This window comes from Alteromonas macleodii (assembly GCF_903772925.1).
Taxonomy (GTDB): Bacteria; Pseudomonadota; Gammaproteobacteria; order Enterobacterales; family Alteromonadaceae; genus Alteromonas; species Alteromonas macleodii_A.
In genome coordinates this window covers 2,561,400-2,582,799 of sequence record NZ_LR812090.1, presented here as the reverse complement: position 1 = coordinate 2,582,799, position 21,400 = coordinate 2,561,400, and the positions used below count along the sequence as shown (strand labels likewise).

17 protein-coding genes are annotated in these 21,400 nt (G+C 43.4%); 5 read left to right on the top strand and 12 right to left on the bottom strand.

Going from position 1 to position 21,400, the window contains the following annotated elements:
• Nucleotides 1-152 precede the first annotated feature (152 nt).
• On the bottom strand, nt 153-1,568 hold the full coding sequence (locus tag PCAR9_RS11190) for an alpha-amylase family protein (RefSeq protein ID WP_197964238.1): 1,416 nt from the start codon (nt 1,566-1,568) through the stop codon (nt 153-155).
• A gap of 224 nt (nt 1,569-1,792) precedes the next feature.
• On the bottom strand, nt 1,793-2,521 hold the full coding sequence (locus tag PCAR9_RS11185; RefSeq protein ID WP_179983662.1) for an SDR family oxidoreductase: 729 nt from the start codon (nt 2,519-2,521) through the stop codon (nt 1,793-1,795).
• Nucleotides 2,522-2,762: 241 nt separating this feature from the next.
• Between PCAR9_RS11185 and PCAR9_RS11180 the strand changes: the two genes are divergently transcribed.
• Nucleotides 2,763-3,386 (top strand): DUF6515 family protein, encoded by a 624-nt coding sequence (locus tag PCAR9_RS11180; protein ID WP_179983661.1) that lies wholly within the window; start codon nt 2,763-2,765, stop codon nt 3,384-3,386.
• A 40-nt stretch (nt 3,387-3,426) separates the two neighbouring features.
• Here PCAR9_RS11180 and PCAR9_RS20085 read toward each other — a convergent pair whose 3' ends face one another.
• The 3 genes from PCAR9_RS20085 to PCAR9_RS11165 form a co-directional block, all read right to left on the bottom strand.
• Nucleotides 3,427-4,131, bottom strand: a complete 705-nt coding sequence (locus PCAR9_RS20085) for a GGDEF domain-containing protein (RefSeq protein WP_232091178.1) — start codon at nt 4,129-4,131, stop codon at nt 3,427-3,429.
• Nucleotides 4,132-4,770: 639 nt separating this feature from the next.
• Nucleotides 4,771-5,253: a YchJ family protein gene (locus tag PCAR9_RS11170; RefSeq protein ID WP_179983659.1), complete on the bottom strand. Its 483-nt coding sequence runs from the start codon at nt 5,251-5,253 to the stop codon at nt 4,771-4,773.
• Nucleotides 5,254-5,529: 276 nt separating this feature from the next.
• Nucleotides 5,530-5,940 (bottom strand): hypothetical protein, encoded by a 411-nt coding sequence (locus PCAR9_RS11165; protein WP_039216466.1) that lies wholly within the window; start codon nt 5,938-5,940, stop codon nt 5,530-5,532.
• 329 nt (nt 5,941-6,269) lie between these two features.
• Between PCAR9_RS11165 and PCAR9_RS11160 the strand changes: the two genes are divergently transcribed.
• Entirely contained in the window at nt 6,270-6,668 is a 399-nt protein-coding gene (locus PCAR9_RS11160; protein WP_179985210.1) for a YqaA family protein, read from the top strand.
• A 22-nt stretch (nt 6,669-6,690) separates the two neighbouring features.
• Here the strand turns inward: PCAR9_RS11160 and msrQ are convergent, their stop codons facing one another.
• A complete protein-coding gene (msrQ, locus tag PCAR9_RS11155; RefSeq protein WP_179983658.1) occupies nt 6,691-7,350 on the bottom strand; it encodes a protein-methionine-sulfoxide reductase heme-binding subunit MsrQ in 660 nt (219 codons plus the stop codon).
• A gap of 97 nt (nt 7,351-7,447) precedes the next feature.
• Nucleotides 7,448-8,455 carry a protein-methionine-sulfoxide reductase catalytic subunit MsrP gene (gene msrP / locus PCAR9_RS11150; protein ID WP_179983657.1) on the bottom strand — a complete coding sequence of 336 codons (1,008 nt, stop codon included), beginning with the start codon at nt 8,453-8,455 and terminating at the stop codon, nt 7,448-7,450.
• A gap of 299 nt (nt 8,456-8,754) precedes the next feature.
• On the opposite strand from msrP, the gene PCAR9_RS11145 reads away from it, so the two are divergent.
• Entirely contained in the window at nt 8,755-9,582 is an 828-nt protein-coding gene (locus PCAR9_RS11145; RefSeq protein WP_179983656.1) for a hypothetical protein, read from the top strand.
• Between the two features lie 64 nt (nt 9,583-9,646).
• Here PCAR9_RS11145 and PCAR9_RS11140 read toward each other — a convergent pair whose 3' ends face one another.
• The 3 genes from PCAR9_RS11140 to PCAR9_RS11130 all read right to left on the bottom strand — a co-directional run bounded on the left by PCAR9_RS11140 (nt 9,647) and on the right by PCAR9_RS11130 (nt 12,888).
• On the bottom strand, nt 9,647-10,990 hold the full coding sequence (locus PCAR9_RS11140; protein ID WP_179983655.1) for an anti-phage deoxyguanosine triphosphatase: 1,344 nt from the start codon (nt 10,988-10,990) through the stop codon (nt 9,647-9,649).
• 76 nt (nt 10,991-11,066) lie between these two features.
• Nucleotides 11,067-11,666, bottom strand: coding sequence for a 5'-deoxynucleotidase (gene yfbR, locus PCAR9_RS11135; RefSeq protein ID WP_012519109.1), 600 nt, complete (start codon nt 11,664-11,666; stop codon nt 11,067-11,069).
• Between the two features lies 1 nt (nt 11,667).
• The gene (locus PCAR9_RS11130) at nt 11,668-12,888 is read right to left on the bottom strand and encodes a pyridoxal phosphate-dependent aminotransferase (protein WP_179983654.1); all 1,221 of its coding nucleotides are present in this window, start codon (nt 12,886-12,888) and stop codon (nt 11,668-11,670) included.
• Nucleotides 12,889-13,160: 272 nt separating this feature from the next.
• Between PCAR9_RS11130 and PCAR9_RS11125 the strand changes: the two genes are divergently transcribed.
• Both PCAR9_RS11125 and PCAR9_RS11120 read left to right on the top strand, forming a co-directional pair.
• Complete coding sequence (locus PCAR9_RS11125) at nt 13,161-13,955, top strand: DUF2189 domain-containing protein (RefSeq protein ID WP_179983653.1); 795 nt, start codon at nt 13,161-13,163, stop codon at nt 13,953-13,955.
• Nucleotides 13,956-14,371: 416 nt separating this feature from the next.
• The gene (locus PCAR9_RS11120) at nt 14,372-14,701 is read left to right on the top strand and encodes a DUF3718 domain-containing protein (protein ID WP_014979515.1); all 330 of its coding nucleotides are present in this window, start codon (nt 14,372-14,374) and stop codon (nt 14,699-14,701) included.
• 126 nt (nt 14,702-14,827) lie between these two features.
• On the opposite strand, the gene PCAR9_RS11115 is transcribed toward PCAR9_RS11120, so the two are convergent.
• Together PCAR9_RS11115 and PCAR9_RS11110 are read right to left on the bottom strand one after the other, a co-directional pair.
• Nucleotides 14,828-18,007, bottom strand: coding sequence for an efflux RND transporter permease subunit (locus PCAR9_RS11115; protein ID WP_179983652.1), 3,180 nt, complete (start codon nt 18,005-18,007; stop codon nt 14,828-14,830).
• Nucleotides 18,004-21,387, bottom strand: coding sequence for an efflux RND transporter permease subunit (locus tag PCAR9_RS11110; protein WP_179983651.1), 3,384 nt, complete (start codon nt 21,385-21,387; stop codon nt 18,004-18,006). Before PCAR9_RS11110 ends, PCAR9_RS11115 begins: the two co-directional genes overlap by 4 nt.
• Nucleotides 21,388-21,400 lie beyond the last annotated feature (13 nt).

Genomic DNA, 21,400 nt, shown 5'->3' with positions numbered 1-21,400 from the left:
TTAGCCGCGATAATAGGTTTCGCGGCAGTTTTGTGACAAATAGAAATAAAAAGCGGCTTTGTACTTCACGTAATACAAAACCGGTATAAGGTTATATTAATATGACTGGTGAAAAAGTAAACAGTTTCACTCAGAAACGTTGTGACGCTGCGTTATTCCATAAGCCACATGCGGGCGCTTCTTCCTGGTACATAGAACTTGTGCCACTGAGTTGTAATATATTGCACATCATTACTTAAGGTATCGCGGTAATTTCTATACCACCACAAATTGTCTGTAGATGTATCTACCCAAATATCTTGGCCGTCTGCGCATTTATTAATACCCACAACGCCCTGGTGGTGACGCTTGAAGAAAATAACGCAATCATTATGACTTACCACTTGCATGCCACTGCCCTGAACTCCGTTATGGAATTTAACCATACCCTTGATGTCATCACGCTTGTACAAATCTACCCAACGATTATCACCACTTTCATTGTTATCTGAGTACAATAATGGAACACCACCGTCACGCCCTAGTACATAGGCATTTGCCAAATGTTCGTCGGTAGGGTCAAGTAACTGGTAGCGGAAGCCATCGTTTAGCGGGATGTCGTGGGTAATACTAAATGTAATGGCCTTGTCGCCTGATAAAGCCTGACCGTACGCGGCTGGGTCAACTAAAGCACGCATCGAACCACCGAAGCTAAATGCATTGCGTATTTGCGCGAAAAGCGGGAAGTCGTAGGCCGAGTGACCAGTTGCTGACAAATAAGGTGCAAGGAAGTTATCATACTCACTAGAGCCTGCACCGCCTGTGGTAATTATTTCTCCGAAAACATGTACGTCGTTTTTTATATTGCTGTCGAACACCGCGTTTATATGATAGTTGGTCATATGCTTTGCAGCATCAACGCGAAAACCGGTAACACCCATGTCTTTTAACGCCTGAAGATACGCTTTTTGTTGGGCCACGACCCAATTATTGGGGTCTAGGTCGGGCAAGCCAGGATCTGGCGCGGCGCCGCATAATCTATTGTACTGAACATCGCCCACGTCGCTGTAGTTACTGATGCACTTAGGGCCACCTTGATCATACGTACCGTGGAAGTCACCACCGCCAAAAAGGCCGCTACTTACATCACCAAATAATGTGATGCCATTGTAGTATCCCTGATTTGATGAGTATTGCTGTAGTACTTCACTTCCGGGGTAGTTTAAGTCTGAACGTTTCCATGCTTCGTTCGCCATATGATTAAAGACAATATCCGCATAGGTCTCTACACCTTTGGCATTTAATGCATTAACCATCGCTTGAAAGTCAGCAGTGTCACCAAGTGGGTTATCAATAACTCTATAGTCCTGTGGTTGATATCGCGCCCACCACTGATTACCTGTCGATTTATAAGCAGGCGAAACAAGTACTTTGGTGTAACCAAGATCCGCAATTTCTTGGGCTTTTGCGGCTACGTCGTCGTAGGTCCAGTTAAATGCGTGTAGGATAACGTCTGCATGGCTGTGATAACTTGGAGTACTCAATACTGCACTTATTAAGACACCTACTGCATGTTTCTTCATCTTCATAGTGTGATCTCTTTCGGAAAGGAGCGGATAAAAGATGATATTTATATTTACAAGTTATTAATCAATAATAAACAAGATGCATACGTATTCATGTTTTTATTGGTTAAGAAGAAAGTGCTTTTTGATTAATAGAAGTTGCTTACTAAGGAATGTACATAAGGTGTAATGAACGGTAGAGAGCAACGCCCCTTGATTGTTATGCACGGGGGCGTTCTTTTTAGAGGTTAAAGGGACATATCGCCTAAAATAATATTCTCCGCGAAACTTTCGTATGCATCGCCAATTTGTTTGGCAACTTCATCAGGGAAAGTATGAAAATCTTCACTTTCTAGCGCTTCTGCTATCGCGTTTGCTACGACATCAGGACCGGGAGCATCATCAAATCCCGCATTTTTACCCATATCAGTTCCAATAGGGCCTGGGTGGATGCTTATGACAGATACCTCTTTTTCAGATAGTTTTTCACGTAACCCTTGGGTTAATGAGTAGGTTGCTGCTTTAGATGCGCAGTATGTTGATATATCGCCAAAGGTTTTAACTGATGCAATTGAATTAAGTTGAACAATGGCGCCCTTGTTTGCAACTAATGTCGATTCAAATGCTTGTGCAACGTGAATTAAACCAAACACGTTCACTTCAAACTCACTGCGAAGGGCGTCTTCTGCGTTCTCGCTTAGCGGTGATTCATGCTTCATAATTCCCGCATTATTGATGACAATGTGAGTATCAGTGGCTTTCTGGGCAAGCGTTTGGACTGATGCTTTGTCGGTAACGTCAACTTGTAGCGTTTCTACTTTATCTGCGTACTTGTCGTGAAGATGCGTAGTAGATTCCGGATCGCGTACCGCCAAATAGATCTTGCTTACGCCTTTTTCGAAAAGTGCTTCTACAGTTGCTTCTCCAATCCCACGATTTGCACCTGTAATAAGCGCTGTCTTACCTTGTAAATCCATAATGTAGTACCTCCATTTAGTTACAGTCGTAAATTCTTTCCTCGAAATATAGGTAAAGGATCACATTTTTCACGAAACAAGGTTAGGCATGAAGACACTAAATTAAAGGCATGCGCTTTACTCAATTTATACACTACTTGATAAGTTGCTGACGAATTTTCTCGGACGGATGAAATCAAATAGAACAGACAGTAACGACAGTCTTCCAACCGTTCAACTTCAATTCTAATAGGATTGCAATATGAAATTAAAAATAGCGATGGTATCTGTTTTGTCAGTATCACTTATCACAGCATGTGCGCATTCACCTGGCGGTGCTAGAGGCCACGTTAGTGTCGGTGGACATGGCAGCGGTGCCGTGGTTGCAGTAACAGTAAGAATTGGAATAGGAGCACTTATCACAAACGTGTTAACTAAACCTAATTACGAGCCGGGACATAAACCAAAAGACATTCCCCAAAATGCGCACGTCATTCATTATCACGGGGCAGCTTATCGCTACCATCATGGTGTGTTTTACCGTGAATTCGACGGGCATTACCACGTAGTTAAACCTCCTATAGGTATCACTGTTAAGACACTTCCACCAAACCCCGACGTGATTATTTTCGAGGGAGATAGATATTTTACGGCGGAGGGTGTTTACTACTTTCAATCGGGCGATGAATACGTGGTGGTAGGTGAACCTATACTTGAAAAACACGAGGGTGAAGATCAATATTTATCAGGTCATTTATACAGCCAATTGCCGAATGAAGCACAAACGGTCGAAATTAACGGAATTCAGTATTTTACATACAATGGACAGTTTTTTCTGCCACAGGCTGTGAATGGTAAAATTCGTTATCTAGTGGTTGAATTATAAAGTGGGAAACAACGCTATCGTCAAGCTAAAAACGCAAATATCAATCATGATAGCCAATGCTTTTAATCGTATTTTTGCCTAAAGATTTCGCCGTGTATAGGGCCTCGTCAGCGATTGATAAAATATCGTGAGCTGGGTCTTCTGCGAGGTCCTCTTTAGATAAGATATTTACTATTCCGAATGAACAGGTTGTATTAAAAGTGTGTGCTTTTGCTTTAAATACTGTAAAAGCAATAGTTTGGCGAATTTGCTCTACAATATCACTCGCTTTAAGCGCAGAGTGGTAATCAGAGAATAAGATCACAAATTCATCGCCACCTAAACGCGCCACGCAATCGCTTGAACTGAGGTGTCTTTTCACAATTTCAGTAATGTTTTTGAGTAATACATCACCACTGGAATGACCGTAGCTATCATTGATGTTCTTAAAATTATCAACATCAAATATGCATACGGCTAATCGATTTTTAGCGCTACTTTGAATCTGAAAAATAGCCTCATTTAGCTTTACTTCCATAAAGCTTCGAGAGAGCGCCTGAGTTAAATGGTCGTACATCAATTGATTGTTGAGCGTACGTCTTTCTTTATAAAGCCCATCAATGTGGAGCACTAGAACCCATGCGATGGTGCTGGTAACTACAAAAGAGCCAAGCCATGTAAGCGGCGGGAGGTCGATAATTTCGATACCAGTTAAGGTATCGCCAATACCGGTGATAAGCCATAGAGTGTTCGCTAGAAGTAACAATAGTATAGGGCCACTTCCCTCGAGTCTTGAGCGCTGCCGGACAAAAACTCGAATGAGAATATATACGCAGTACGACCCCAATACTAAGATCCAAAGACCCCAGATCTCGAAAAGTAGCCCGTACTTTAGCCCAGTATAGTACTTAGACGTCGCATAGAACGCATTATCTAAAAAGTAAGGGCTGGGCACAGCAGTTAAAACAGAAAATATACCGCAAATGACATAACACCATTTCAAAAAATAAGGGGCGGTGTAGCTATAGAATGCAAGGTAGAAATGAAGACTAGTGACAAGGGTAAACATAGCCCCAATAATGGTAAGTCTATTTGAAACACTAAGAGCAAAAAGGTTCTCACCTGCATTAATCAGTACACCAAAAGCCCCGAAGAAAATTGAGCTTATGAAAGCCGAAAGAGCAAAGAGAAAATAGTACTTAACGGGCTCTTGGTGGTGGAAAGTTAAGCGATAATATAGCAAAGCGAAGAAAAAGCTCATCAGCAAGCAGATGCTAGATGTAACAAACAGCGGAAGCGACAATGTGTTGATCATGTTATAGCTATTTTCCTCAACGTGCTCATCATCATATTTTAGTGTAGAGCAATTATCCTTCTAGAGTAACTTTTTCAATGCTCTAATACATTAATGGTTTTTAAGACTGCAGCACTGCTTGAATTTCTTGTTGCTACCGCAAACGCATGGGAGGTTTCTTCCGTACTTAATTTTGCCGCAGTCGTCGTGTAATACACCGTCGTGATAACGCCACTTACCGTCTTCAATATTAAAATTTGACGTTTCGTGAAGCTGATACATGCTTTTATTTTCAAAGTAGTAAGCAGTGAATTCAACGACGGCAGTATTGGGCTTGGAGTTAGCCGCTAGAGTGGGGTGTACTTTCAGCGCAAACCATGTCGCACCTTGCGCACTTTGAACCAAATCTTCTACGGAAAGATCTTTCTGCTTTTCTTTGGTGTAGGTTTCTAGAATGTATTGATAATGCGCTGTAGCGTAGGCTGAAAATCGTGAGCGCATAAGTTGTTCAGCAGTATTAGGGTATTTAACGCCCTTAATAAAAGGTTCGCAGCATTCGTTGAAAGGCTTTGAAGAGCAACAGTAACAGCGCATAAGGCAACTCGCAATTTAAGAGTATTACAAAGCGCTACAGTATAAATATAAGTGGCGTTAGCCCCAACTTTTTTATACGTGAATGTTGCCGGTATTCAATGATTCCGTGGCGAGCTATGCCAGATAACTCATGTCAGAGAGGAATCACTCCAAAGAATCAATACCAAAGAACTCATACCAAAAAAAGGGCAAAAAGCCGTATGACAATAAATGTTTAAGCTTTGCCTATGTCTCTATTTGGGCAAAAACAGGTTTTAGGCATAAACAGGCTTTGTATTACCAAGGGCCTAATGCTACGTTTTGTTCGTCATTAATGCTGTTAACACGTACATTCACTAGGCTGACAGAGTAAAGTTCACACAGCTTTCTAATCATTTCACTGTCTGTTGGTTGAAGGTCTAAATCGATGTTTTCCACATACAGTGTTTTACACTGGCCACCTGTAATCAGCTTACTGATCCATTCAGGCATTTTTTCTTTTTCAGGTTTCTGAATACGGATAGCGTGATCTACAGATTTAGAAAACGACACCGTATTTGAAAGCAGATAATTCCAACCTTTGTCGTTATTTCCTTTTCCATTACCTTGTTTTTCGCCAGGAAACCCTTCTATCGGCAAAGGTAGTTGAACAACATTTGAAACCGAAGCGCGTAAAGCATTGAATCGTGAAACTGAAGATGTGTTCATAGTAAAACCCTTTATGCATTTGCCCTTAAGTTCATAAATCGAACTTAAGGAATATTGTTATTAATTAAATACTGGATACTTATACAGTGTGTATGTGTATACAGTATTCATAAAAGAGGGTTTTGGCAAGTATTTAGTTGTACTTTTTTCACACAAATTGGTGCTTTGTCAGTAACTATTTAAAAGATAATGGTTTTTTTGTGCTATCGAATTCTGAAGGAAGTATTCATATTCCGATTAAGGTAAGATGCGCGCGAATCTTACATAGAAAACTACTGTATAAAGCTGGAGGAGCGTTGAGCGCATTAATACATTTAGGCTACTTGGGGATGTTCTTATCGGCATTTTTGGCTGCCACTATATTGCCTTTTAGTTCTGAAATTGTGCTTAGTGCTCTATACAGTAGTGGGTTGAGCTGGGTGTTGTTGCTTGTTGTTGCTTCGTTAGGAAATGTACTCGGCTCGGTGGTTAATTATGCATTGGGCTTCAAGTTCGGAAAAGAAATTGCGACCGATAAGTTAAAAGTGAGCGAAGCAGCGTTTAACCGTGCAAGCTACATCTTTACAAAGTGGGGGAAGTGGAGCTTGTTTTTATGCTGGGTACCTATTATTGGCGACCCTATTACTTTAGTAGCAGGTGTACTTAGAAGCCCGTTTGGGTTTTTTATTCTCGCGGTAACGATTAGCAAAACAGCGCGTTATGCTGCGCTGCTTTACGTGCTTGTTTAAAAGGTTTTCGACTTTAGTTTTCTCACGCCACTGCGTTTTTGTCTCTCGACTTCTTTTGGCTTTTCTTCTGATACGTCACATACCACTGCTTCATTCTTGGGCTCATTAATATCAGTCCAATCATCCAATACCAAACGGGCTCTTGCCAAAACGTCTTCTGCGACCAGCTGAAATGAAGTAGTGCAAGAGGCAGGATCAGGTAAATGCTGTTATGAAGCTTCTGCCACTTTTTTCCCATGTTGCGCTGGATACGCTTGAACGACGTAGCGGTGAGAGCAAAAAGAAGAAGTAACGCTGCCATGCCAACAATGATGTAAGGCCTGCTTACTAGCTCGCTAGCAATTAATGCCATATCAAGCTGGAGTTCAAACACAATGTAAGTGAGCAGGTGTGCAAAGGCGTACACAAAGGTGTATACGCCAATCATACGTCTGAATTGCATCGGTTCTGGGCTTGGTAGCCATTTAGCAAGTGGTCTTAGAGTAAGCGTTAGTAAAAGAAAGTGAATTGCCCAAGTTCCAGTCTCATTAATGAGCGTGTTTACGGGGTCTGGTCCAAGCTGGTCGTTGATCCCGGCAAAGAACAACCAAGCGACGTAGCCTAATGCAAAAAGGTGAATAAGGCCCTTCAAACTGCGACGCTGCCAAATAGAGAATCGAAATGGTTTTTTTCTTAACGGCATTAAATGAACAACTTAATAATAATGTTTAATAGCTTCGGTTATAAGATATTGGTTAAAAGGGCTAGCTATTTGCTCGTAGCCCTATAAAAAGTAGCAGCTAGTAATAACGAGATAAGTCCATATCTTGGTATAATGGCGCGACTTCGGTATAACCGTTGAACATTTGGGTGTCGATGCGATTTCTGGCAAGTAGCCCACCTGTGGTTATTCTGCGCTCGCTGGCCTGGCTCCACCTTGGGTGTGACACGTTTGGGTTCACGTTGGCGTAAAAACCGTACTCGTTGGCGGCCAATCGATTCCACGTGGTAGGGGGCTTCTTGTCGGTAAGACGAATTCGTACAATAGACTTAATACTCTTAAAACCGTATTTCCACGGTACAACAAGCCTAATAGGCGCGCCGTTTTGAGGTGGCAAGGTTTTCCCGTAAAGGCCAACCGACATAAGCGTTAACGGATGCATGGCTTCATCAAGTCGCAAGCCTTCTACATATGGGTAATCAATGCCGCCACCGGTAAAGCGACTTCGTTGACCAGGCATTTGCTCAGGGTCGTATAGGGTTTCAAATGCCACATATTTGGCTGACATTAACGGATCGGCTTGTTTTAACAACGCCCCTAATTCAAACCCAATCCAAGGCACCACCATCGACCACGCTTCAACGCAGCGCAAACGGTAAATGCGCTCTTCCAAGGGAAAGCGTTTGGTTAAGGCATCGTGATCAAGCTCAATGGGCTTTTTTACCATACCATCAATTTTCAGCGTCCATGGATTAGTTTGAAATTCAGTCGCATTTTTGGCTGGCGCATCTTTTGAAGTGCCAAACTCGTAAAAATTGTTGTAGCTGGTGACTTTATCTTCAGGCGTTCGGGTTTCCGCTATTTGGTACTTTGGGGGCTGACTAAACTCCAGTGCTTTACCTTTAAAAGCAGCCTTTTCTTCCTCATCTTCCCAAAACCAACCGGCAGCACTTGCCGACTTCGCAAGTAACGTAGAGGCGCCCACAAAGCCCATAGATTTGAGCAATGATCGACGATTCATATAAACGCTTTCATTAGTTACGTCATTATCAGTTAATTTAACCGAGGGTTTAAATGGTTTTGCCATTACTCTACCTTTATCTGCCGTTAATAAACGCCATTTCTAAATGGATTCTCTATGTATGTTTGACACTTGAGAATGTTCTAGCTCGCATTAAGCTGTATTTGATGTATTACCACAGCTGTTAATACGAGCGCACAGTAATTAAGTTTTAGATGCGTATAAAAATAGACCTTAGAACTCGGATTAAAATTTCAAGAAAGTATGGTGCTGTTACAACTCTTCGATTTTGACATGCTGTAATAATGGCAGTAGGGTTTAAGTCAGACAGGAAAGTTGATGTTAACAGCAAAGGAAAGCACCCTATGAGAGTATTTTCGGCAATCGTGGTTGTCTTGTGTGCCTATGTGGCAAATACCAGTTGGGCTAACGAATTATCCAACATCGATGCATTTCCTTTTATCGAGCGTAGTTCAGATAAAAGTGCAGCCCTATATCATTTCATTATTTCAGGTAACCTAAATCAAAGCGACACTTCTACGCTTAGCGCAATTGAAAACATATTAACTGACCCCAACGCGCAATTGCCCGATATGGTTGTAGCTTCACTCGGCCTTCAATTTTTATCTGCGAATATCGATAACGGTACTTCTCCACTTTTGCTGGAAGATATATCCGACCTGTATGAGAAAGCCAAAGCAAACTTTATGAGCGATAGGTCGCAACTTCGAAATTTTTTAAGCTGTACGCTTTATGGAAATAAGAAAGTTAAATACACCCTTAAAGCGTTGGACACTTTGGTCGATGCAAATGATGAGTATTTTAATCAGGTCCATATGAGGCACTTTAGAGAAACAGACCAGCTAACGCAAAGTTTAGCTGCTCAAATGTACGGGATGGTTACTAGAGAAACAGTCTTCATGGCGAAAACGTATCGCGCAATCCTTAACTTTCACAAACGCTATCCCGAAAGTGTATTGGATGAGCGCATTGATGTTGCGTTGCTATTGCGAAATTTAGCAGTGGGCTATAATCAAATGCGCGCCCAATCCCTTGAGTTAAGTACGAAGCGCTTGATCAAACAACTTGAAAATGAAGGTGTAATACCAGCAGCATCGCTAACAAACAGAGTGTACAGCTATATTGAAATTGAGCACCTTCCTTGGTTAGCAAGTACGTCTACTCGTTTGTAAAATAAGCTCAACGCTATTTCTAGAAACAAATATTACTGCATGATTGGAAAATTAGTCGCTTAGTTTACATATGCAGACTATCTTGAATGCCGCCTTGTTTAGGCGAAAAGATATTACTGTATAGGCGAGATGCGAATTCATCGGTCATACCCGATATATAGTCGGCGAGAACGCGCATACCATTGTCGTTCTCACAGGCCTTACGCCAGCGAACTTGGGTGTTTTCGGGAAGTAAGCGGTCGGGATCTGATGCAAAGGCTTCAAAAAGCTCCATAACCACCAGTTGTCCTTTATATTCAAGAAGCTGCACATCGGGGCGGCGTATTACTTTGTTAAACACAAAGCGTTTGAAAAGCTCTAGGGCTTGTGCAAAATGTTCAGGCATTACGGCGTTGAACGCCAGTAACGGGTGAGCGAAACCCTCAACGCCTTTTATTTCAATGGCTGTGATAAAGCTATTTACCAGCGCGCCTATGGCATTTTTTCTTTCGTGATGTGCAGCGCTAAATAGCTTATTGGTTAGCACTTCTATATTGTCTGACAGCCAGGGTACATCTAGTGCTTTTAGCGGGGTGGTTACATCCTCGACAAAATGATGCTTGTCGACCATATCCATTACAATGGCATCTTCTAAGTCGTGAATGCCGTAGGCGATATCGTCAGAAAGCTCCATAATTGAGCAATCGAACGATTTAAACTGCGTTTTGCTGTGGGCATTCGGTTTTGCAGTAAACTGCATAAACAAATCTTTATCTTCCTTGTTAAATGGCGCTAGTAGCCAGTCGAACAGGGGCTCGTCACAGCGAAACAGACCTTTTGGTGGATGCCAGTCTTGGGCCTTCACCTGACGAAGTGAAACAGGGCGCTCTGGCGTAGGTCCTTTACTATGAAGGGCATCGATAAAATTCGGATATTTAACCAAGCCTAACACGCTTCTTCTGCATAAATTCATGCCGTGTTCGGCGGTATAGGGCTCTAGCTGAGTGATGATCCTAAAAGTTTGTCCGTTTCCTTCGAACCCGCCGTATTGGTGCATCATGTAATTAAGCGCAATTTCACCACCATGGCCGAAGGGGGGATGACCAATATCGTGAGCCAAGCAGAGGGTTTCGATTAACGTAGGATCAAGCGCCAACGTCGTGGCAATATCTGGAAATTTCACCCAAAGTTGGGCAGTAATACCGGTGCCAATTTGGGCGGCTTCTAGGGAGTGGGTTAGTCGAGTGCGATAGAAGTCGCTTAGCCCCACACCGAGCACTTGGGTTTTTGCCTGCAACCTACGAAAGGCAGCGCTGTGAAGAACGCGCGCTTTATCACGTTGATACGGATTGCGATGATCGCCGTCTCTTGTTTCGCTACGGGGTAAACGACGCTCGTGTAATGCTAATTCCCAATCGCTTGTTGCCAAAAAAACCTCGCTGCCTTGCTGTGTATGCTACTTCTATTCGTCAGTATAGTGATTTATGGGCTGTTAACCGCCTCGCTCACATATCGTCTTGCGTAATTTCATCAAGACTTAAAGAAAAGCTTGGTACGTAACGCGTTAAGAAGTAGTCCACCTCTTCAGAATGATATTCTTTAAGGGTTTTATCTAATCTTTTCTTAGCCAGCTTAAACTCTTGGTTACCAGCAGCTAATTCTTCAAGCGTTTTTAGGTAAGCGCAAAGTACGTCTGCTGCTTTCACAATAAAAGCTTCTTCTTCACTGTGGTAGTGATGATCAATAAGCGCCGCATAGTCTTCTCGAAATGCCTCTGGTGCCATTTCAATTAGCTTGTTCTCTGCAATTTTTTCGATCTTTTTATATTCTTCTTTAATCGCAGGGTTAAAGTATTTCACTGGGGTAGGCAGGTCACCGGTGAGTACCTCCGACACGTCGTGAAATATTGCCATGGTTGCAATACGATCAGGGTTTAGTGTGCCGCCAAAAAACTTATTTTTTATTAAAGCAAGTGCGTGGGCAACCATGGCCACCTGCAAACTGTGCTCCTGCACATTTTCTGTGCGCACGTTGTGCATCAACGGCCAGCGATTAATAAGCTTTAAGCGCGCAAGATGCGCAAAAAAGTGACTTTTATCAGACACGTTACGCCCCTTGCTTATACGTTCTAAAGAAGTTGCCAATACGATGCAGTGCAGGCACTAATACATCGCTGTGCGGTAAAAATACTAACCGGAAGTAGGTGCCTTCGGTTAGGTTAAACGCGCGACCATGTACCAGCAGAATTTTTTCAGAGCTTAATAAGTCCAGCACCATTTGTTCGTCGTTTTGAATGTTGAATTTCTTCTCATCCACCTTGGCAAAACAGTACATTGCCCCCTTGGGCTTAACGCAAGAAATACCGTCTATACCGTTTAGCATATCTGTGGTTACGTCACGCTGAATTCGCAAACGCCCGTTTTCCTTTACCAAGTCGTCAATACTTTGATAGCCGCCTAATGCTGTTTGAATGGCACTTTGACAAGGTACATTCGCGCACATTCGCATAGAAGACAGTATGTTGAGCCCTTCAATATAATCTGACGCCAGGCGCTTGTTGCCGCTGACAACTAGCCAACCTGAACGAAAGCCCGCCACGCGGTAGTTTTTGCTCAAGCCGCCAAAGGTAACAAAAAACACGTCATCAGCGAGTGACGCAATACTTGTATGTTGGGCTTCATCGTATAAAATTTTGTCGTAAATCTCGTCGCTAAACACCACTAAGCCGTTCTCGCGCGCGACTTCTACTACCTCTTGCAACAGGGCTTTGTCGTAAACTGCACCAGTAGGGTTGTTAGGGTTGATCAGTACTATTGCACGAGTTTTACTGGTGATTTTACTTTTTATGTCGTCAATGTCAGGGAACCAGCCTGCTTGTTCGTCGCAGCGATAGTGAACTGGTGAACCTGACGAAAGGCTAACTGCTGCCGTCCAAAGTGGGTAGTCAGGGCTTGGAATGAGCACTTCGTCACCATGGTTGAGCAATGCTTGCATTGCCATCATGATTAGCTCAGATACACCATTACCTATATAAACATCGTCGACACGAATGTCTTTAATGTTGCGCTGTTGGTAATACTGCATCACGGCCACGCGGGCGGCATAAATTCCTGTCGAGTCTGAGTATCCTTGAGACGTAGGCAGGTTATGAATAACGTCTTTTACGATATCGTCAGGGGCTTCAAATCCAAATGGGGCAGGGTTACCGATATTCAGTTTTAATATACGGTGTCCTTCGTCTTCCATTTTACGTGCTTGCGCAGCGATTGGGCCTCTAATGTCGTAACAAACGTTATCTAATTTATGTGAGCGAGATACAGTTTTCATGGTCTATCTGGTTGATTTACATACCCCGAGATTATCGCAATACAACGGTATATGCGATGGCCTTTTTGCAGTATTTCCGCTTTAAGCACCACTTTTTTTATCAAGTGGCTATTTATTGAACACGCAACGAGATAAATGATCCACTTGTCACTTAAGTATAAAATTTATGTTAATAGCTTGTGAACTTTTGATTCAGCGCCTATCGTAGTAGTAAGGCGTGTATAAAAAACGCGTTAGTAACAAACAGGCTAACAAGCAGAGGTGATAAGAATATGTCCCACCATTTCAAAGAAACACCAGAGAATGCGATCACGCAAAGTGGTATAGCACGCGTTATTCCCTGTAAAGAATTAGACGTCGGTGACCCAATAAAGTGGTTGTCACTCGCTTTAAGAGACGCAATGCGCGCACCGGGTCTCACCTTATTTTATGGCGTACTTTTCGCGGTTATCCCGTGGTTCATTATGTATTTAGTTGAAATGACGGGTTGGCACTTGGTCATTCTACCCGCCATTGTCTGCTTTATGTTGGTAGGTCCATTTTTAGCGGCGGGCCTTTACGATGTAAGCTGGGAGATGGAGAAAGGTCATAAGCCTTCACTTCGTCATTCGCTGCGCGCAATGCGAAGAAACGCATTTAACGAGTGGGGCTTTGCCATACTGCTTATGGTAATGATGATATTTTGGTTGCGTGTGGCATCGCTGATTCATGCACTTTATCCACCTTATATAGAGAACGATTTAGAAAGCTTGTTACCGTTTTTAGCGTTAGGCACTATCGTTGGCGCGGGTTTTACCCTGGCAATGCTATTTATTACGGCGTTTACCCAACCGATTTTAATGGAGCGTAAGGTAGATCTTGCAACTGCAGTGCTTACCAGTGTGAATGCAGTATGGCTAAATAAGGTACCCATGCTCATTTGGGGGGCTATCATTTTCACCACAGTTGCAATTGGTTACGTGACCGGTTTCGTGGGATTCATCGTGCTCATGCCGATTATCGGCTATGCATCTTGGCATGCTTACATTGATGCAATTGAGACTAAGCGAGAGCGTAAATATGAATAGTTTACTCCAATTTGTGTAATTAAATTACGTAAAATGGCTTTTATTTGTACAATAAGTAAGCGTTAATATCTTTAATTTTGTTAAAATTACACTTTTAAAGCCCCGAAAGGGGCTTTTTTATACTTAAGTTTTATACTTCTTTCTTCCTACAAGTGCTATCGCTAGATATATTAGTAATATGCAATTTATATTATTCTAATTAATTCAATGACTTAGTATCGTAACAACAGCGTAACAACTTGATTTACTATGCATTTACCCAGGTTACACAATCATTCAACAGAAAAATTTTCATTCTTGATGCATAAATAAAGGGCGTTGAGCAAATTGTTGATTCATTTAACTCTGCTCAACTTAATTTAAGAGTTTGCCACAAACTTACACAGCACCCTTAACCACACATTGAGGATTTTAAAATGAAACTATCTAACTTACTTAAAGTTTTTGCAGCTACTGCGACTGTCGCTTTTAGCATCAATGCAAATGCAGCAGCAGAGTCAAAAGACATTCGCTTCGTTGGTGAAACCCAGTTTGCAGGTTTTTGTAAAGCAATAATCAACGATGATGTAAGAGTTCTTCGTTCTAGCCTTTCACGTAACGTGGGTCGTATTGGCGCTAGCCAACGTGAAGTATTGCGTATGGTAACGTCTGAAGAAGGCCTAACATGTAATGGAAGCAGCCTTATCAAGTTTTCTGAAGAGCGTCACGCAGATGCGGTACACGAATACTTAACGTCGCGTAGCTAAGGCTTTGGTTGTTGTAACGATAAATCCAGAAAAAGCGGGCTAGCTTACACTTTTCGTCAATCACGTTGACGTAAATGTTGAAAACTAGACCCGCTTTTTGTCTTTTTGCTCGTTTTAATATGCGTCTTAATTAACGATTTTTATATACGTGGCTACACGCGCTTTACTGGTTTTGAACAGACGTTGGGTTTTAAACCTAAGTTTTAGCAGCAACACGTAAGCAAGTGGTACTAAGAACAAGCTGGTTAGTGTTGAGAACACGAGCCCACCAATGATCGCTATCGCCATTGGCGAGTAGGGAGGGCCGTCGCCGCCAATTCGAGTACTTCCCATAGCTAGTGGAATAAGCCCTAATACCGTGGTGGCTACTGTCATCAGAATAGGCCTGATACGTGTTATACATCCCTCAATCACTGCCTCATACAGCGATAAACCTTCGTTGATTAGCTGATTGATTCTGTCTACTAATACAATGCCATTGTTAACCACAATACCCATCAGAATCAGCATGCCAATCATCCCCATGATAGACATAGAGGTGCCTGTAACCATGAATGCCCAAAAAACACCTGAGAAGGAAAACAGTAGTGACGTAATTACAGATGTTGGAAGAATTAGCGATTCAAACAGCGCGGCCATCACAACGTATATCATGCAAAGCGCTAATAGCATATTCATTTGCATGACGGCATTGGCTTCATCCTGGCGAGAGAAGCTGCCGTCTAGCGTCCACTTATAGCCTGTCGGCAATTCGATATTAGCTAATGCTTTTTCTATGCGCTCACGAGCTTGTTCGGTGGTGGTTTCACCCTCTAAGTTTGCACCAATAGCTAGCGCGGTTTGACGATAGTTGCGGTTAATTTGCGAAAGCTGTGGCACCACAGAGAAATCTGCAATCATGTTCAGCGTTACCGATTGACCCTGCGTAAACCCAATATTGATGTTCTTAAGTTCGCTTAGCGAGGCTTGAATATCGCTGCCAAACTTAAGCTGCACCGCCACTTCTCCGGCGTCACCATAGCGGAATGTACGTAAATTACTTCCGCGTAGTGCCGTAGAGATAAGTTTAGCCACATCGTTTACTTGTATGCCGAAGCGGTTTGCTTTCTCTCTGTCTATGCGTATTTGAACCTCATCGCGGGTAGATCCCGTGTCGGCTTTTACATCTTCCAACCCATCTATGGTGGAAAGAATAGGAATGATTTGCTCTGAAATAGTGAGCAAGGTTTCTGAAGACTCGCCCAACAGCGTTACTCTCACGCCACCACCGTTGCCGCTATCCCACTGGAAAGAGGGGCGAGCACGCACGAATGAAGGCATGTTTTCGCGAATATCCTCCTTAACTTTACCCACACTTACGGGCAGCTCGTCGTTAAGCGTGATACCACTTACTGCATGACCGGCAGTAAAATAGGTATACACCTGTTTAATATGAAAACGTTCTTGGTTTTCATAAAGATATGCTTCCATTTTATTTACGGTTTTTTCCACTTCATCCAAGGTGAAGTTTTGTGTCACATGGTAATTAAGCCAAATGCGCTCTTGGTTGTCGTTACCCTCATCGTCAGACGTTACCACCTGCATAGGCACAAAGGTCGACGCGAGAATAAGCAGAGCAATAACACAAGTTACACCCTGGTGTTTCAACATCCAGTTAAGCGCACGACCATAGCCTTTTATGTAGGACGGTGTTTGAGGCGTTTTTACAACAGGGATCTTTACCTTAGTTGTCAGCAAGGGAATAAGTGTTTTAGCAATGAAAAGCGACGCGAACAGAGATATACAGATAGCCACAGCAACGTGCTCTAAGAAAATAGTCACGTCTATTTTTACCCCAATAATATTAGGTAAAAACACTATTGCCGTGGTTGCTGTTCCGGCAATGACCGCAAGACTGACTTTGTTTACACCAATCTGGGTGGCTCGCTTAATGTCTCCCTCTTGTTGGCGTTCTTGAAATACGCTTTCAGTGATCACCACGGCGTTGTCTACCAGCATACCTACCGCTAGCATGAGGCCCATTAACGATAAGATGTTGAGTGTATAACCTAATAGATACATCACACCTAAGGTAATACAAATTGAGAATGGCACTGAAAGCACGACGATTAAGGTGGTGGTAAGCTGGCGCAAAAATAAGTACAGCACAATAACTGAAAGTAACGCACCTAAAAGACCTGCGTTTAGCAAATCGCTCAGCGACGAAGTCACGCTTTTCGCGGTGTCGTCCATTACAAATAAACTAATGCCTGTAAACTCAGGGTCTTCCTTGGCTTTTTCGATAACCTTCATTACCGCGTCGGACACTTCTACAAGATTGCTGCCCGATTCGCGAAATACGTTAAAGCCTACCGCGAAGGTGCGATCTAAATGACGTCCTTCGTTGCGTTGAGGAAGCTCGTAAGTCACGCTGGCTATATCAGACAAGCGAACGCTGCGGGTAACCCACATATTTTTAAAGTCGTTTACATCGGTAAATTCGCCAGTTGGGTTAACCAGAATTTTTTCACCGTTATTGTACATATAGCCCGCGGTTAGCGAGAAATTGGCGTTTTGAAGCTGCTGCTCTAAGCGTGTACCGTCTATTTGGTAGGCCGCCATTTTCTTAGGATCTAAGCGAATAGTTATTTGACGCTTCATGGTGCCGTATAGCTCAACTTTCGATACACCCGGAACACGTTCTAGCGGACGCTTAAGGTTGCGTTCTAGCAAGTCGTAGGCATTTGATAAGTCGCGGTCGCTCGATACGCGAAGCTGAAATATAGGCATATCGTTGGTGTTAAACTTGTACACCATGATCCGCTCTATATCGTCAGGGAGTTCGTGGCGAATAGCGTCAATCTTCTCCCGTGCTTCAATACTTTTGGCTTTGAGGTTTTCATCCCATTCGAACTCTACAATGACCTCAGCCATATTATCGTACGAACGTGCCCTTAATCGCTTTATCCCCGAAATGGTAGCAACAGCTTCTTCAACCGGACGGGTTATCATCGTTTCAATCTCAACAGGAGTTGCATCAGGGTAGGGGATCTGCACTACCATTTCTGGAATATCAATCCCAGGGAATTTCTCTAAAGGTAATAAGCGGCCAGATACAATGCCGAACAGCAACATAGACAAAAACAGCATTCCGATGGTAACGGGCTTATTTAACGCAAAGCGTGCAAGCGAGGCGCCTATACCTGCAATTTTTGAAAGGTGCGGCTGTGAAGCTATGTCTGTCTCGCGTTGATTCGGGTCACGTGTTTGGCGCTTGTCAGTGTGGGTTTCAGAACTGTTATTAGCGTTGTGAGAAGGTGTACTCATAGTACACCTCCTTTCGACATTGCTCCTTCGTCACCAAAGCTCGCATTAGTATTAACAGACGTTTTCTGCGCAACGTTTTTCTTAACGTCGAACAGGCTGTAAAGCACTGGCAGTAATATGAGGGTGAGCAAGCTTGCAAACAGAAGGCCGTATATAACGGTGATGGCCATTGGCGTGCGAATTTCAGCACCTTCACCAAAACCAAACGCCATAGGCAATAAACCTAGTACCGTAGTAAGTGTGGTCATCACAATAGGGCGTAGGCGGGTTTTAGCTGCATCTAGAATAGCCGTATCTTTATCTACGCCTTGGCGTCGTAGCTGATTTATACGGTCAACTAATACAATAGCGTTATTCACTACAATACCGCACAGCATAATTAAACCAATAAATACCACTACGTTAAGAGGCGTATTGGTAAGCCACAAGCCGTATACTGAGCCCGCACCTGCAAGCGGTACTGCGAACAAAATAAGCAGTGGGTGCAGTAACGACTCAAACTGAGACGCCATAACCAAATACACCATGAACACAGCAAGTGCCAAGGCAAACTGTAACGAACGGAAGCTGCTTTGCATGTCTTCACTTTGTCCAGTTACTGTTGCACTTAAAGATAGAGGAAGTTGGGTTTCATCAATAACTTTATTGGCGACGGCTACTGCTTCATCAAGCTTACCTTTGGCTAAATTTGCCGATACCAGCGCTACACGTTGCTGCCCTACACGGGTAATTTCGCTTGGGCCCACGCTCATGTAAACGTCTGCAACGGCACTTAAAGGAATTGGTTGCGCCGAGCCTGGATTTACAACAATGGCGCGTATGCTTGCAATATCATCACGTTGATTTTCTTGGGTTCTTACTAGTACATCTACCTTTCTGTCTTCAACACTGTACTGTGTAGCGACACGGCCACCTACTTTGGCTGCAATAAGCTGAGAAACGGTTGATGCATCAAGCTCAAGTCGGGCAAGTTTGGCGTGATGGAAGGCTATTTTAAGCTCTGGGTTTCCGTCACGAATGCTGGTCGTTACGTCTGCAAAATTACTAAAACTGGCTAGCTTAGTCGCAATGGCGTCGCCATACTGCTGTAACTGACTTAGGTCGTAACCCGCAATTTCAATTTGAATAGGCGATGCAAAGCTAAATAGCTCTGGCTCTGAAAACGTTGCCTGAACCTGAGGTTTAAAGGCTAGGTAATCACGAAGGGCACGCTTTACCGCGTCCATATCGCCAGCTGTCGCCGAAGGCTGCATGACAATGTTTAAGCGGCCCCAATGATCGCCACCCTGATTTGGCGCAGCGCTTATAAGGCTACCCGTACCAGACATGGCATAGGTGCGAAGCACCTTGGTTTCGCCGCCATCAATGTTATTTACTGCAACCGCAGCAAGCTCGCTGATAATAGCGTCGGTACGCGCGAGTGGCGAACCTGCAGCAAGGGTCACTTCTACCGAGAATTCTCCTTGTGACAGGGTAGGAATAAGTTCCATACCTAGTTTTGGTACAAGCATTATCGCGCCAGCAGCAAGAATAAAGGCAGTAGCTAACACCAGCGCTTTGGCTTTAAGACTTACGCGCAGCAGTTTTTCATAAGCAGAAGCGAGAAGGTCAAACCCTTTGTTAAATACCGAGATAAGTGGTTTAAAGGCAACGCTCAGTAATTTGCTGACGATATGCCAAGCGCCAATCACCAAGGTGACCAAAGCTGCAGGTAAAAATACAAAGATAAGTCTGAATACCCAACGAACTGGCAGGGTAACGTAATACATAACTTTGCCAAACGTCGACGTAGGAGGGGTAGGCGCTGGTGTAGTAAACACATCTTCGTGGTCTAGCTGTTGCTTTTTCTTCTTATGTGCCATCGCAGGGATAAGTGTGAGCGCAACAACAAGCGATGCTGCCAAAGCGAACGACACGGTTAACGCTTGATCTTTAAACAGCTGACCTGCAATACCTTCTACAAATATTAGCGGTACAAACACGGCCATAGTGGTCAGTGTCGAAGCCACAATTGCGCCAGAGACTTCTTTTGTGCCTTCACTGGCGGCAGATGCCTCAGTGTCTGTGGCTTCTGCCGTCGTTTTTTCATTAGCTGTAGCGTTATCACTCCCAGCCACTTTTAATTTTTTATGGCGATCGATATTTTCAAGCACAACAATGCTGTTATCTACTAATAATCCAACAGCCAGCGCGATACCACCTAAGCTCATCATGTTTAAGCTTATATCGTTGGCATACATTAGATTAAAGGTAGCAATTACTGATACCGGAATAGAAACCGAGATAATAACGGTAGCCCAGAAGTCTTTAAGAAAAAGATACAGCACTAACATGGCTAAAATACCGCTTATCACTGCCGCTGATTTTACGTTATCTATAGCTTGCTTAATGAACACGCTTTGGTCATAAATTTCGCTAAGCGTGTAGTTTGAAGGCAAGTTGTTGTTGACCTCATTTAACCGGCTAGCCACTTTTTGCGCAACGTTAACGGCATTAGCATCGCCTTCTTTATAAATGGCAATTTCAATGCCTTCATTGCCGTTAAAGCGCGTTACCACATCACGATCTTTATAAGCACTCTCAACCGTTGCCACGTCTTTAAGTTGAATGTTTCTGCCTTCAAAACGCCCAATGAAAAGGTTTTCGATATCGCTCAGTGTTTCAAACTGATTCAGGGTTCTGACCAAAAACGCCTGAGCTGCGTTATCAATTCGACCGCCGGCCGCGTTAATGTTTTCAGCACTGACCCGGTCAATAATACGGGTAATAGGAATAGACAGCTGACTGGCTTTCTGCTGGTCGATAAGAATGTGTATCTCATTTTCTAAACCACCGCCAACGCGCACGGCTGCCACACCCTCTACTGACTCTAGCGCTCGTTTTACTTGCTGTTCGGCATATAAACGTAATCGCTTCATTTGCGCTACGCTTAAACTTGACGTATCGCTTTGTGCCGTCAGCCCCAGTTTAATAACTGGGTCTAAACTTGGGTTAAAACGAAGGAGCCTTGGCTTTTCTATATCAAGGGGAAGTTGTAATACATCTAGTTTCTCGCGTACTTCCAAGCTCGCGAAATCCATATCGGTACCCCACGAAAAAGAAAGCACTACGTCAGACTGTCCTGCACGCGATGTGGACGTGACTTTACGTACGCCTTTTACTACGCCAATGGCTTCTTCAATGGGTTTTGAAACCAGTTGTTCGACTTCGCCTGGCGCTGCACCGTCGTAGTCGGTGCGAATAGTGAGAGTAGGGTAAGATAAGTCAGGCAGTAGGTTAACCGACAGTCTGCCTAACGACACCATACCAAAGAGCAATACCGCAAAAGTGAACATACTAACGGCAACAGGGCGCTTTACAGCAATATCTACAATACGCATTGTGTGAATTCCT

Coding starts and splice junctions, on each gene's coding strand:
- PCAR9_RS11190 (WP_197964238.1), bottom strand. CDS start 1,568: ATGAAGATGAAGAAACATGCAGTAGGTGTCTTAATAAGTGCAGTATTG.
- PCAR9_RS11185 (WP_179983662.1), bottom strand. CDS start 2,521: ATGGATTTACAAGGTAAGACAGCGCTTATTACAGGTGCAAATCGTGGG.
- PCAR9_RS11180 (WP_179983661.1), top strand. CDS start 2,763: ATGAAATTAAAAATAGCGATGGTATCTGTTTTGTCAGTATCACTTATC.
- PCAR9_RS11170 (WP_179983659.1), bottom strand. CDS start 5,253: ATGCGCTGTTACTGTTGCTCTTCAAAGCCTTTCAACGAATGCTGCGAA.
- PCAR9_RS11165 (WP_039216466.1), bottom strand. CDS start 5,940: ATGAACACATCTTCAGTTTCACGATTCAATGCTTTACGCGCTTCGGTT.
- PCAR9_RS11160 (WP_179985210.1), top strand. CDS start 6,270: ATGTTCTTATCGGCATTTTTGGCTGCCACTATATTGCCTTTTAGTTCT.
- msrQ (WP_179983658.1), bottom strand. CDS start 7,350: ATGCCGTTAAGAAAAAAACCATTTCGATTCTCTATTTGGCAGCGTCGC.
- msrP (WP_179983657.1), bottom strand. CDS start 8,455: ATGGCAAAACCATTTAAACCCTCGGTTAAATTAACTGATAATGACGTA.
- PCAR9_RS11145 (WP_179983656.1), top strand. CDS start 8,755: ATGAGAGTATTTTCGGCAATCGTGGTTGTCTTGTGTGCCTATGTGGCA.
- PCAR9_RS11130 (WP_179983654.1), bottom strand. CDS start 12,888: ATGAAAACTGTATCTCGCTCACATAAATTAGATAACGTTTGTTACGAC.
- PCAR9_RS11125 (WP_179983653.1), top strand. CDS start 13,161: ATGTCCCACCATTTCAAAGAAACACCAGAGAATGCGATCACGCAAAGT.
- PCAR9_RS11120 (WP_014979515.1), top strand. CDS start 14,372: ATGAAACTATCTAACTTACTTAAAGTTTTTGCAGCTACTGCGACTGTC.
- PCAR9_RS11115 (WP_179983652.1), bottom strand. CDS start 18,007: ATGAGTACACCTTCTCACAACGCTAATAACAGTTCTGAAACCCACACT.
- PCAR9_RS11110 (WP_179983651.1), bottom strand. CDS start 21,387: ATGCGTATTGTAGATATTGCTGTAAAGCGCCCTGTTGCCGTTAGTATG.